Genomic DNA, 12,988 nt, shown 5'->3' with positions numbered 1-12,988 from the left:
CTGAGACGTTTCGAAGCTCGGATGGCGTTTCACGCAACGTTCCTCATCCTGAGGTGCGAGCCCACAAAGCGTTCAAAAGATAGCGAAAAATCATGCGGGCGAGCCCCGAAGGACGCACCGAAACGTCAAAGCGGACCATCAGAACCCGAATGAGGCCTGCTTCGAGGGAGGCGGGCCGACCCGAACGCCTTCCATCGCCAGCATCTTTTCCTTGGTCGCCGAGCCGCCGGGCGCCGAGAAGCCGCCTATCTTGCCGCCGACCGCGGTGATGCGGTGGCAAGGGATGACCAGCGGCACCGGATTGGCGCCGAGGGCGGCGCCCGTCTCGCGGGCCAGCCCGGTGTGGCCGGCACGCTTGGCGAGTTCGCCATAGGTGGTGGTTTCGCCGAAGGCCAGCTTGCGCGCGGCATCGTAGATGGCGAGCCGAAAGTCGTCGACGCCATCGAGATCGACCGGCACGGTTGAGAAATCGACGGTTTCGCCGGCGGCATAGGCCTTGATCGCGTTGACCAGCTCCCCGACCCAGCCGAGGGCGGTGCCGTCCTCGAAACGCTTGCCGGGCACGCTTTCCAGCCGCAGCAGGCGCCGCTCCAGGCTCTCGGCGCTCGATTGCGGCAGGCACAGGCGGATCAGCCCGCGCTCATTCCAGGCGATGCCCATGAAGCCGAGTGCCGTGGGGAAAATCGTGTGGCCCGGCATGACGCCGAGATTTTTTTCAACATTCTTTTCAATGGCGGTCTGCATGGTGGGCTCCTTCCATTCGGGCGCTGGTTTCCAGGAAAGCCAACGGTGCTCCCAGGTACAAATCATGAACGATTCTGCATGTTTTGCGGCTTTTCGCCACCCGAAAACCGATAATCGGCCATGTTGCCCCACCAAAAGTGCTGGTGTAAGGAGCATTTAACGATTTGCACGAACAGAGCGCGGCTTGCGAACAACAACCCACACCCTGTCGATCGGCATTCTCCTGGCTGCGGCCGGTGTCTCCGGTTGCACCTCAACGACTGCCGTCAAGCCGTCCTTGGCTCCCGCCACGACCACGGTGAGCGAGGCTGATGCCGGCTTTGCACTGGCGCTGCCGGATGCCGTCTCGGTGCTGCCGGAATCCTCCGGGCTGACGCCGGTCCAGTTCGCGGCACTTCCCGCTGAAGCCACCGGCAACGCTTTTGCCGGTGCGACGCCGCAGCAGCATGCCGACAGCCCCGCTACGCTGGCGACGACGCCGGGCACCAGCGCGCGGCTTGCCAATGCTTCGACCTTTGTCGCGCCGGCTCCGGCACAGCCGGGTGGCACGGCGACTGCGCCCGCCGCGGTCGCGGTCAATGGCAAGGCGACCACAACCCAGCCGGCTACCACGGCACAGCCGGTGGTCCAGGGACAGCAGACCGCACAGACCGCCGCCGCCCAGGCAGCGACAGTGCAGGCTGCAGCGGCCCAGCCGCAGGCAGCGACAACAACCGAGACAGGCGCGCGCGTCAGCACGCTGTCGGCCCGCATGGGCGGTGACCTGCCGACGCCGAAGCCGAAACCGGTGGTCGTTGCTTCCGCCGCCACCAGCCTGGTTTTCCCGGCGGCTCCTGCCGCTCCGAAGGCGATCGCATCACTGCCGGGCGTTCAGCCCATCGCCTATTCCGGCCCGGTTCCGACCTATCTGATGATCCCCGAGCCGGAGGCCGAAAGGCCGGGGCCGGTCAGCGCCGGCCGCGGCGAGGTCGATCGCCTGATCACCAAATATGCCGCGCTCTACGAAGTGCCGGTGGAACTGGTGCGTTCGGTGGTCAAACGCGAGTCGACCTTCAACCCACTCGCCTACAACAACGGCCATTGGGGCCTGATGCAGATCAAGCATGCCACCGCGCGCGGCATGGGTTACGGCGGTTCGCCCAAGGGGCTGTTCGATGCCGAAACCAACCTGAAATACGCGGTGAAATATCTGCGCGGCGCCTTCCTGGTGGCCAATGGCGACTACAAGCGCGCAGACCGCCTTTACCAGACCGGCTATTATTACGACGCCAAGCGCAAGGGCCTGCTCGAGGAAACCGGGCTCGGCCGCGATCGCAAGCGCAAATCGGCTCCCGACGCCTGAGCCGGGTGCGGCCGGGAGCAGGGGGACACCGATGACGCAGCCCGAGGCCAGTCCGGCCGACGATATCAGTATCCGTTTGCGGCGTTCGCTGGTCGGGGACCTGCCGGCTGCCGTCTGGGCCGACGGCTTCACGATGCGGGCATTCCGGCCGGCCGACGCACCTGCCGTACACAGGCTGCTGACCCAGACCCTGCAGAAGGAAGAAAAGAACTTCGACCTCTGGTGGGCGCAGCATTCCAGTGATTCCGAGTTCGACCCGTCCCTGTGGTTTGTCGTCGACAATGCCGAAGGCCAGGTGGTGGCGGTGGCGCTGTGCTGGACCAGCGACTACCTCAAATATCTCGCGGTGCATCCGAGCGCGCGGCGAAACGGGTTGGCGGAAGCCCTGCTGCTGCATGTCTTTGCCGTGTTCAAGGCGCGCGGCGCCAGCCGTCTCGACCTGAAGACCAAGGTGGTCGAAAACGCCAATGCCATCCGCCTCTACCGGCGGCATGGCATGGTCGAGGTCGACTGGGACGGCTGAGGGTGGGCTCGCCTAGCCCAATCTCCGTCATCCTCGACCTCGCATGGAGCGAAGCGACCGGAGAGTGTCGGGAACCATTCCGGAACGCAGACGAAGGTGCTGCGATCCAGACCCGGCTTCAAGTCGCACCGCAGTGTCTTCGACTGGTTGGCTTTCAGGCGCGTCGAGCTGCCGCGCTTGTCTGCCGCCGTCACCCGCTTATCCTGCGACAAACGACAGGAGATGGCGATGGACTGGAAACTGCCGAGACAAGGCGCGTGCCGCTGCGGACAGGTCAAGATCGAGGTGCGTGCGGCACCGCTGGTGACAATGGCCTGCCACTGCACGGGTTGCCAGAAGATGAGCTCTTCCGCCTATTCGCTGTCAGCCGCCATTCCAGCGGAAGGCTTTGCGGTGACCGAAGGCGAGCCGGTGGTCGGCGGCCTGCATGGGCCCGACGCGCATCACTACTTCTGTCCGCGCTGCATGACGTGGATGTTCACCAGGGCCGAAGGCATGGACTGGTTCGTCAATGTGCGCCCGACGCTGCTGGAAGAGGCAGGCGACTTCGCGCCCTATATCGAGACCTGGGTCGGCGAAAAGCTGCATTTCGCCGAAACCGGTGCCGTGAAGAGCTATGAGGCTCTGCCGCCGATGGAGGATTATGAGGGGCTGATGACGGCGTACAGGGAGTGGAGGTGAGCAGGCAGTGCATGCCTAGCTCCCTCGCGTGCCTGAACGCCTACCACTCCAGCCCTCAAAAATATTCCTGCAGTGGCCTGACCTCGAGCGAGCCGGCGCGTAGCGCCGCAATCGCCTCGGCCACTGCGCCCATGCCGGCCAGTGTGGTGTAATAAGGCACCTTCTGCATCAGCGTGGCGCGGCGCAGCGACTTGGAGTCCGATACGGCCTTCTGACCGTCGGTGGTGTTGAAGACGATCTGGACCTGGCGGTTGCGGATGGCGTCCTCGATGTGCGGGCGGCCTTCCAGAACCTTGTTGATCTTCTCGGCTTCGACGCCATTTTCCTTGAGGTAGCGGGCGGTGCCGGAGGTGGCAAGCACCCTGAAACCCTGGCCGGCCAGGCGCTTCACCGCCGGCAGCGCGCCGGCCTTGTCCTCGTCGCGCACCGACACGAACAGCGTGCCCGAGCGCGGCAGGTCGACGCCGGCGCCGAGCTGGCTCTTGGCGAAGGCCATGGCGAAGTCGCGGTCGAGGCCCATGACCTCGCCGGTCGACTTCATCTCCGGCCCGAGCAGGATATCGACGCCGGGGAAGCGGGCAAACGGGAACACCGCTTCCTTGACCGCGACATGGCCGGGCCGACGCGGGTCCGGCTTGTCGCCGTAATGGGCGAAGGCGCCGTCGAGATCTTCGCCCGACATGATGCGCGCGGCAATCTTGGCGATCGGCTTGCCGACCGTCTTGGCGACGAACGGCACGGTGCGCGAGGCGCGCGGGTTCACTTCCAGCACGTAGATGACGCCGTCCTTGATGGCGTATTGCACGTTCATCAGGCCGCCGACATTGAGCGCCCTGGCCAGCGCCGATGTCTGCCGCTCCAGCTCGTCGACCAGCTCGGTCGACAGCGAATAGACCGGCAGCGAGCAGGCGCTGTCACCCGAGTGGATGCCGGCCTCCTCGATGTGCTCCATGATGCCGGAGACGAAGGTGGCCTTGCCGTCGCACAGGCAGTCGACGTCGACCTCGATGGCGCCCGACAGATAGGTGTCGAACAGAAGCGGGTTCTTGCCGAGCAGCGTGTTGATCTGGCCGGTCTTGTCGTTCGGGTATTTCTGCTTGATGTCTTCGGGAACCAGGCCCGGCACCGTGTCGAGCAGATAGGTCTGCAGCATGCCCTCATCGTGGATGATCTGCATGGCGCGGCCGCCCAGCACATAGGACGGGCGCACGACCAGCGGGAAACCAAGCTCGCCGGCGACCGTGCGGGCCTGCTCGACCGAATAGGCGATGCCGTTCTTCGGCTGCTTCAGGTCGAGCTTGTGCAGCAGCTTCTGGAAGCGGTCGCGGTCTTCGGCAAGGTCGATGGCGTCGGGCGAGGTGCCGAGGATCGGGATGCCGGCGCGCTCCAGCGCATCGGCCAGCTTCAGCGGGGTCTGGCCGCCGAACTGCACAATGACGCCGTGCAAGGTGCCGGCCGCCTTTTCGGCACGCAGGATCTCCAGCACGTCTTCGGCGGTCAGCGGCTCGAAATAGAGGCGGTCGGAGGTGTCGTAGTCGGTCGAGACCGTCTCCGGGTTGCAGTTGACCATGATCGATTCATAGCCGGCCTCGCGCAGCGCATAGGCGGCGTGCACACAGCAATAATCGAACTCGATGCCCTGGCCGATGCGGTTGGGGCCGCCGCCGAGGATGACGACCTTCTTGCGGTCCGAAACCTTGGCTTCGTCGGCGAGGCTGCCGGCGAAAGGCGTCTCGTAGGTCGAATACATATAGGCCGTCGGCGAGGCGAATTCGGCCGCACAGGTGTCGATGCGCTTGTAGACCGGATGCACGCCGAGTGCTGCGCGACGCTTGGCGACCGCGTCGCCATCCTGGCTGGTGAGCGAGGCGAGACGAGAGTCGGAAAAGCCCATCGACTTCAGCATGCGCAGATTGGCGGCGTCTTCCGGCAGGCCGTGCTCGCGTACCCGTGCTTCCATGGCGATGATGCCGCCGATCTGTTCGAGGAACCACGGGTCGATCTTGGAGATGGCGTGCACTTCCTCAAGCGAGGTGCCCATGCGGATCGCCTGCGCCACCATGCGCAGCCGGTCCGGCGTCGGCGTGCCGAGTGCTGCGCGGATGGCGTTCCTGTCGTCGGCGCCGCCATTGCCGCCGAGGCCGGGGATCTCGATCTCGTCGAGGCCGGTGAGGCCGGTTTCCAGGCCGCGCAGTGCCTTCTGCAGCGATTCCTGGAAGGTGCGGCCGATGGCCATCACTTCACCGACCGACTTCATGGCCGTGGTCAGCACCGGCGAGGCGCCGGGGAATTTCTCGAAGGCGAAGCGCGGGATCTTGGTGACGACATAGTCGATCGACGGCTCGAAGGAGGCGGGCGTGGCGCCCCCGGTGATGTCGTTCTCCAGCTCGTCCAGCGTGTAGCCGACGGCAAGCTTGGCGGCGATCTTGGCGATCGGGAAGCCGGTCGCCTTGGAGGCGAGGGCCGAGGAGCGCGACACGCGCGGGTTCATCTCGATGACGACGAGGCGGCCATCGGCCGGGTTGACGGCGAACTGCACGTTGGAGCCGCCGGTTTCGACGCCGATCTCGCGCAGCACCGCGATCGAGGCGTTGCGCATGATCTGGTATTCCTTGTCGGTCAAGGTCAGCGCCGGGGCCACGGTGATGGAGTCACCAGTGTGCACGCCCATCGGGTCGATGTTCTCGATCGAGCAGACGATGATGCAGTTGTCGGCGCGGTCGCGCACGACCTCCATCTCGTATTCCTTCCAGCCGAGCACCGATTCCTCGATCAGAACTTCGGTGGTCGGGGACGCATCGAGGCCGGAGCCGACGATCTCGAAGAATTCGGTGCGGTTGTAGGCGATGCCGCCGCCGGTGCCGCCCATGGTGAAGGAGGGGCGAATGATGGCCGGCAGGCCGACATGGTCGAGCGCCTGGGCGCCGATCGCCATCGCGTGGTTGATGTAGCGCTGCTTGCGGTCGCCTTCGCCGAGGTTCCACTGTGTTTCCAGTGCATCGAGCGCCGCGTCGAGATTGTCGGCACCCGATGCCTTCAGTGCAGCGCGCTCGGCCTCGTGCTTCTTGCGATCCTCATCCTTGACGGCGGAGGCGTTGGCCAGCATCGAGCGCGGCGTCTCCAGACCGATCTTGGCCATGGCCTCGCGGAACAGCGAACGGTCCTCGGCCTTGTCGATGGCATGTGCATCGGCGCCGATCATCTCGACATTGTAGCGGTCGAGCACGCCCATGCGGCGCAGTGACAGTGCGGTGTTCAACGCGGTCTGGCCGCCCATGGTCGGCAGTAGCGCGTCCGGCCGCTCCTTGGCGATGATCTTGGCCACCACTTCCGGCGTGATCGGCTCGATGTAGGTGGCGTCCGCCAGCTCCGGATCGGTCATGATCGTGGCCGGGTTGGAGTTGACCAGAATGACGCGGTAGCCTTCCTGCCTGAGCGCCTTGCATGCCTGGGTGCCGGAATAGTCGAACTCGCAGGCCTGGCCGATGACGATAGGGCCGGCACCGATGATCAGGATGGACTTGATGTCGGTGCGTCTTGGCATGGGCTCGGTCCGTTCATTCTAGCCTGCGCGGAAGACCCGGGGCGGGGGATTCTCCGTTTCGCATGACGATGCGTCGCAGAGGCCCGGCCAGGGTGCGCAGGATGGATTCTTCTATCAGGCTAGGCGGGCCTTATAGGGGAGAGTTTTCGCCGATGTAACCCCGAAAATGCACGATACGGTTGCCGTTTTGCCGCGTCGGTCCACTTGTCTTGCGGATGGATACCAAACGCCGGTCTGCCACGCCGTCGCTGGGACCGTCGCCATGCTCTTCGATGGCAGGCATGTGTCAGCATGTGAACCCAAGTCTGGTCCACGCCCCGCCGGCCTGTGTTAGGGTCGGTGCAACGAGGAGGTCCATGTCATGCGCGTGTCCGTCATCGTCACCTTTCCGGCCAAGGCTCTCGTGCGGGAGAGCAGCCAGCTTGCCTTTTCGAAAGAACGCTACGATCCGATAGCTGCCCCGACCAAAAAGGGCGGGCTGCTGGTCGATCCCGCCTTTCCGCCGCTGCCGATCGCCGCGCGCACGCCGGGCAAGGTGAGACTGGCTGCATCGCATATCGAGAAGGCGCCGGTCTTTGCCGTGCGCGGCACGATCGAGGCCAACCGCATCGACGACGTGCGCACGTCAGGCCGCGGCGTGCAGATCTTCGCCGATCCGCAGATCGGCATGTTCAAGGACCCTTATTGCGGGGTCGATGCGGTCGGTTCGCATGAAGACGTCGCCCGGCTGCTCAGGCTCGACCGGCTCAAGGACAAGGGTCTGGAGGGCAAGGATGTCGCGCTCGCCATCATGGACACCGGCATCAACGTCAGGCACCTGAAAGCGCTTGGGTTGTCGCCGAAACTCGACAGGAAGATCTCCTGGGCGCCATCCAACATCCGCAACACGCCCGGGGACTATGCGGTCGACCACGGCACCATGTGCGCCTATGACGCGCTGATCGCCGCGCCTGCCTGCAGCCTGCTCGATTTCCCGATCCTGCAGTCGGAGACGCCGGGCGGCAGCGTCATGGCCGGTTTCCTGAGCGATGCGCTGCTGGCCTTTTCCTACCTGCACCAGCAATTCACCGGTCCGGACTGGAAATACAAGGCGCTGGTCATCAACAACAGCTGGGGCATGTACCATCCGAGCTGGGATTTCCCGCCCGGCCATCCCGGCCGCTACGCAGACAATCCGAACCATCCGTTCAACATCATGGTCGGCACGATCGCGCGGGCCGGCGCCGACGTGCTGTTTGCCGCCGGCAATTGCGGCGCCGATTGCCCGAGCGGGCGCTGCCAGGGTGTGACACGCCATTCGATCAGCGGCGCCAATGCGCATCCCGACGTGCTTACCCTGGCGGCCTGCGATGTCGATGGAGTGCGGCTCGGCTATTCCAGCCAGGGACCGGCCATACCCAACATGGCGCGCGAAAAACCCGATCTCACCAGCTACAGCCACTTCCTCGGTTCGCAGGCCTTCGGTGAAGGTTCGCCGGACACCGGCACGTCGACGGCGAGCCCGGTCGCGGCCGGCTGTGTCGCGGCGATCCGCAGCGGCCTGCCGAGTAGCAAAGTCTCGCCGCGCGACCTATTTGACCGTATAAAGGCCGAGGCGCAGAAACAGCCTTGGCCGAAGTCCGGATGGAACAACGACTACGGCGCCGGGATCATCGATCCATTGCCGGTCGCCGAGCATTTCGGACTGTAGACCAGCGCTCAAGCAGGGCTGATGTGACGGTCCGCGAAAGAGGAATCGCAGGCGAGTCGCACTGCGCGACAAACGAAGAGACAAAGCGGTGATGTCCCGCGACATGGTGCTCATGACCATTGCCTGTCCTGAAGGTGAACCCGGCCTCGACCGGGCCGCCGAACTGCTTGGCGTGCCTGCGGCCGAGATGGACAAAGGTTTCGGTGTCGTCGTGCTGGACCCGCAGAAGGGGCTCTATGCCGTGCAGGTGCACGAAACCGCCATCAAGGCGCTGCCCACTGCGGATGCCGGCAGCCAGCCGGTGAAAGGCCCTTTCTCCAATCCCCGCATCGAGCCGTTCGGACCGACGCGGAAGTAGAGGCACCCGACTACTTCTTCCCCCTGGCCTCCAGCGCATCCAGTGCCTGCCTCGCCAGCCGGTAATCCGGCTTGAGGTCCAGCGCCTTTTCCAGGTCGGCTCTGGCCTTCGCATCCTCGCTCCTGTTCGCGTAGGCTACGCCGCGGCTGTAGAAGACTTCGGCGTCGGTGGGCCGGAGTCTGGCGGCCTCGTCATAGTCCTTGATCGCTTCATTGAAGCGCTTTTGCATGGCGTAGGTCTGGCCACGATTGAGGTAGGTCTTCGACAGTTTCGGATCGAGGTTCAGGGCGCGGCTGAATTCGTCGAGCGCCTTGTCGAGCTGGCGCGTTTCGGCGAACGCCACGCCGCGGACATTGTGGTAGCCGGCGTTGCTGGGTTCGAGAAAGATCGCCTTGTCCAGATCCGCGAGACCGCGGTTCAACTGCTTCAGCTTCAGATAGGCGGCGCCACGGTCTGCAAGCGCCGCTGCCGATGCCGGATTGATCGCCAGCGCCTTGTCGTAGTCGGCAAGTGCCGCCGTGAATTGCCCGGTGAGCTGATAGCTGGCTCCACGCGCGACATAGATGAGGACATGGTAGTTCGTGCGCTTTCCGGACAAGTCGAGCGCGGCCGTGTAGTCGCTGACCGCCTCCTCGAACCGGCCAAGCTGCGCATAGCTTTTTCCCCGGGTGAACAGCGCCTCGAAGTTGCCGGGCTCCAGGCTGATCACCTTGGTCATGTCCGTGACAGCGTCCCCATAATCCTTGTTCAGGAAACGTGCCTCGCCGCGCTCCTTGTACAACGCTGCCACATTCGGGTTGAGGGCGATCGCCTTGTCGAAATCCTCGATGGCACGGTCGAGCCGCGATTGCAGGACATAGGTCTTGGCACGATTGCCGAAGGCCACGAAGGACTTGGGATCGAGCGTCAGCGCCCTGTCGAAATCCGTAAAGGCGAGATCATATTTGCCGGTTTGCGCATAGGCGAGGCCGCGATCCGCGTAAGCCTTGCGATAGCCGAGCTCGATGGCGCGGTTGTAGTCCGAAAGGGCTTTGCCGACTTCCCCCAGTTTGAGATAGGCGGTGGCGCGGTTGTTATAGGCTACGGCGCTGCCCTTGGTCAGCCTTATAACTTCGCTGAGATCGGCAATCGCCTTGTCGAATTCCCGTTTCTGGAACCAGATCACCGCACGGTTCTGGTGGGCAACGGGATCGCTGGGATCAAGACGAAGCCGCGCTTCCTGCTCGCTCAACTGACGATCGAGGTCGGCCGCCGGCTGTTGTGCCGGGGCGGGGGTGGCCAGGAGCGTCAGCAGGACAAGCGCCAAGCCTGCTTTCGTCATCGCTATGACCTTTCGTCTGGTCAGCGTTCCCACCGCGCCGGCTAAGAGGCGCGGATACGATCGTAAAATCAAGATCGGGAACGGTTGCCGCGATGACCTAGTACAAAAGCACGAACGGAGTGCCTCGTGCGAAACGCTCCGTTGCGTCTTGTGAAGAACCGTGGGCTCAGCTCAGGTTCTTGCGGCGTTCCAACTCGGCTTCGGATGGCTCGCCAAGCGAGAAATCGCCGGTTTTGACCTCGCCGTCCGGCACGTAGTTGGCGACGATGACACCGCTCGGATAAGACTTCGCCTTCACCAGCTTCAGTCCGGCGGGAGCGACGCTGTCACCGAACAGTCTCTTGCCCTTGCCGAGCAGGACCGGGAAGGTCAGGACGCTGAGTTCATCGACCAGGCCGTGCTTCCAGAGGGTCTGCAGGAAATCGCCGGAACCCTGCACCAGCAGGTCAGGACCGTCCTCCGCCTTCAGCTTCTTCAGCGCCGCGACGACATCGGAACCGAGCAACTGGCTCTTCTGCCAGGCGAGTTTCGGCGTCGAGCGCGAGGCGACATATTTGGTGATGTTGTTGAAGCTGTCGGCGATCGCCTGGTCCGGGCCGTCCTTGATGAAAGGCCAGTGCGCGGCGAAAATGTCGTAGGTCTTGCGGCCGAGCAGAAGGTCATAGGGACGGCCGAAGATTTCGCCGAGCGCCGCTCCCAGTTCCTCGTCGAAATGCGAGGCGACCCAGCCGCCGAATTTGAAGCCGCCGGTCGGGTCTTCCTGCGGGCCGCCGGGAGCCTGCATGATGCCGTCGAGGCTGACGAAGGTGGCGACGATGATCTTTCTCATGATGGTCTCCAGGATCTTTTCCTCGGCCAATTCCGAAGTCCGCCCTAGGACGGGCTGGTGGGCCACGTTCCGACATGGTGATGAAAAAAATCTCAAATGAATGGGGGATGCCGTCCGGTACATCGCCGGACGGCACGAAAGCTCTAGCGATCGGCGAGCTTGACCAGCATCTTGCCTGTGTTGTCTCCGCTGAACAGGCCTAGGAAGGCCTTCGGCGCGTTGTCGAGGCCGTCATAGATGGTGTCACGCGACTTGACCTTGCCGTCGTTCAGCCAGCCGATCATCGCCGTGGAGAATTCAGGATAGAGATCGTAGTGGTCGAGCACGATGAAGCCACGCAACGACAACCGCTTGATGATGATGGCGGAGAGGTTATGCATGGTTTCGGAAGGCTGCTCTTCATTGTAGCCCGCGATCATGCCGCAGATGACGATGCGGGCGGAATCCTTTGCAGCGGCCAGCGCGGCATCGAGATGTTTACCGCCGACGTTGTCGAAATAGACGTCGATGCCGTCGGGGGCGGCCCTGCGCAGCGCAGCGGTCAGGTCCTTGGTCGCCTTGTAGTTGATGACCTCATCGGCGCCGAGCTCGCGCACCCAGGCGACCTTGTCGTCGCTGCCTGCCGAGGCAATCACGCGAGCGCCCTTGGCCTTGGCGATCTGGACGGCCATCGAGCCGACCGCGCCGGCTGCGGCGGAGATGAAGACGGTGTCTCCTGATTTCAGCGCACCAAAACGCTCGAGCCCGACAAAGGCGGTGAAGCCGGGGACGCCGAGCGGCCCGAGCCAGGCTTGGGCGGGTGCGGCTGCGAGGTCGATCGTGGTGGCGGTCTGCGCGTCGATCAGGGCATGGTCGCGCCAGCCGGAGAAATGGCTCACCACGTCGCCCTTGGCGAAACCATCGGCTCGCGATTCTTCGACCACGCCGACGGCTGCACCTTCGAGTGGTTCGCCGATCTGGAAAGGCGCGATATAGCTCGGCTGGTCACGCATGCGGCCGCGCATGTAAGGGTCGACCGACATCCACAATGTCCGGACGAGCAGCTGGCCGTCGCCAATGGTGGGCAGCGAGCGCGTGGCCGTACGGAACGTATCGAGGGTGGGCGCGCCGGTGGGACGGCTGTTCAAGAGAATTTCCTGGGCTACAACAGACATCGTGTCTCTCCTATATATCCAACAGCAAGCTACTGTACGTAACTTACTGTTGGTAACATATGCGGTGCGCTGTGCCGTTCAAGCGGCTGGCGAAAAGAAATTCGGTGCAGGATATGAACCAGGGTGTGACGAAGAGGCTGGCCAAAGCCGACCGCCGGCAGCAATTGCTGGAGACGGCGCGTAACGTCATTGGCAAGGAAGGCACCGAGGCGCTGACGCTTGGCCATCTGGCTGAGCGCGCCGGTGTTTCCAAGCCGATTGCCTACGAGCACTTCGGGACGCGTGCCGGGTTGCTGATCGCGCTGTGCGACGAATACAACGACCGGCAGCTAGAGGCGCAGGGCAGGGTGCTGGACGCCGGCGGCGCTTCCGTGGACGCGGTGGCGCAGATCTTCGCCTCGACCTATGTCGGCTGCGTGCTCGACATGGGCCCCGAGATGGGAGCCACTTTCGCCGCTCTTGCCGCGACGGAAGAGACCGCTGCCTTCCGCCAGGCTTTGCGCGATGGTTATGTCGAACGCTATCGCCGCGCCTTCAGCGGGCTGATCGAGCTTGATCCGGCAATGGCCGGCGCGCTCTACAAAGGGCTGCTCGGAGCCGCGGAATCGCTGGCGCAGGAAGCCGCGACCGGGCGCCTGACACGCGAGGAAGCCGTGGCGGCGCTGACGCGCATTTTTTCGGTGACGCTCAAGCCCTACGAAAAAAAGTCGGCCTGACCCGGTCTGGCTGAACGTCTGCGAGATCAGCCAACCATCGCGGCAACGGGCAATTGTGAGTTGCCCGGCGACACCCTGGCGGCTAG

The 12,988-nt window shown here is 64.1% G+C and carries 11 protein-coding genes; 6 read left to right on the top strand and 5 right to left on the bottom strand.

Features of this window, described 5'->3' with window-relative positions:
* Positions 1–138: 138 nt before the first annotated feature.
* On the bottom strand, positions 139–744 hold the full coding sequence (locus AC3WTO_RS17370; RefSeq protein WP_492461992.1) for a methylated-DNA--[protein]-cysteine S-methyltransferase: 606 nt from the start codon (positions 742–744) through the stop codon (positions 139–141).
* Positions 745–928: 184 nt separating this feature from the next.
* Here AC3WTO_RS17370 and AC3WTO_RS17365 point away from each other — a divergent pair, with 184 nt between their 5' ends.
* The 3 genes from AC3WTO_RS17365 to AC3WTO_RS17355 all read left to right on the top strand — a co-directional run bounded on the left by AC3WTO_RS17365 (position 929) and on the right by AC3WTO_RS17355 (position 3,290).
* On the top strand, positions 929–2,086 hold the full coding sequence (locus tag AC3WTO_RS17365; RefSeq protein WP_492461991.1) for a transglycosylase SLT domain-containing protein: 1,158 nt from the start codon (positions 929–931) through the stop codon (positions 2,084–2,086).
* Between the two features lie 31 nt (positions 2,087–2,117).
* On the top strand, positions 2,118–2,609 hold the full coding sequence (locus AC3WTO_RS17360) for a GNAT family N-acetyltransferase (protein WP_492461990.1): 492 nt from the start codon (positions 2,118–2,120) through the stop codon (positions 2,607–2,609).
* A gap of 228 nt (positions 2,610–2,837) precedes the next feature.
* Positions 2,838–3,290, top strand: coding sequence for a GFA family protein (locus AC3WTO_RS17355; protein ID WP_492461989.1), 453 nt, complete (start codon positions 2,838–2,840; stop codon positions 3,288–3,290).
* Positions 3,291–3,345: 55 nt separating this feature from the next.
* Here the strand turns inward: AC3WTO_RS17355 and carB are convergent, their stop codons facing one another.
* Positions 3,346–6,834, bottom strand: coding sequence for a carbamoyl-phosphate synthase large subunit (gene carB, locus AC3WTO_RS17350; RefSeq protein WP_492461988.1), 3,489 nt, complete (start codon positions 6,832–6,834; stop codon positions 3,346–3,348).
* Between the two features lie 361 nt (positions 6,835–7,195).
* Here carB and AC3WTO_RS17345 point away from each other — a divergent pair, with 361 nt between their 5' ends.
* Positions 7,196–8,524, top strand: a complete 1,329-nt coding sequence (locus tag AC3WTO_RS17345) for a S8 family serine peptidase (RefSeq protein ID WP_492461987.1) — start codon at positions 7,196–7,198, stop codon at positions 8,522–8,524.
* Positions 8,525–8,615: 91 nt separating this feature from the next.
* Positions 8,616–8,882, top strand: coding sequence for a hypothetical protein (locus AC3WTO_RS17340; RefSeq protein WP_492461986.1), 267 nt, complete (start codon positions 8,616–8,618; stop codon positions 8,880–8,882).
* A gap of 10 nt (positions 8,883–8,892) precedes the next feature.
* Here the strand turns inward: AC3WTO_RS17340 and AC3WTO_RS17335 are convergent, their stop codons facing one another.
* From AC3WTO_RS17335 to AC3WTO_RS17325, 3 genes are all read right to left on the bottom strand, one after another.
* Positions 8,893–10,203: a tetratricopeptide repeat protein gene (locus tag AC3WTO_RS17335; protein ID WP_492461984.1), complete on the bottom strand. Its 1,311-nt coding sequence runs from the start codon at positions 10,201–10,203 to the stop codon at positions 8,893–8,895.
* 166 nt (positions 10,204–10,369) lie between these two features.
* Positions 10,370–11,032, bottom strand: a complete 663-nt coding sequence (locus AC3WTO_RS17330) for a dihydrofolate reductase family protein (RefSeq protein WP_492461983.1) — start codon at positions 11,030–11,032, stop codon at positions 10,370–10,372.
* Positions 11,033–11,175: 143 nt separating this feature from the next.
* On the bottom strand, positions 11,176–12,186 hold the full coding sequence (locus AC3WTO_RS17325; RefSeq protein ID WP_492461982.1) for an NADP-dependent oxidoreductase: 1,011 nt from the start codon (positions 12,184–12,186) through the stop codon (positions 11,176–11,178).
* 125 nt (positions 12,187–12,311) lie between these two features.
* Between AC3WTO_RS17325 and AC3WTO_RS17320 the strand changes: the two genes are divergently transcribed.
* Entirely contained in the window at positions 12,312–12,902 is a 591-nt protein-coding gene (locus AC3WTO_RS17320; RefSeq protein WP_492461981.1) for a TetR/AcrR family transcriptional regulator, read from the top strand.
* Positions 12,903–12,988: the final 86 nt, after the last annotated feature.

This window comes from Mesorhizobium sp. EU05-FHT14A09 (assembly GCF_058790995.1).
This window is presented reverse-complemented; position numbering and strand designations above follow the sequence as displayed.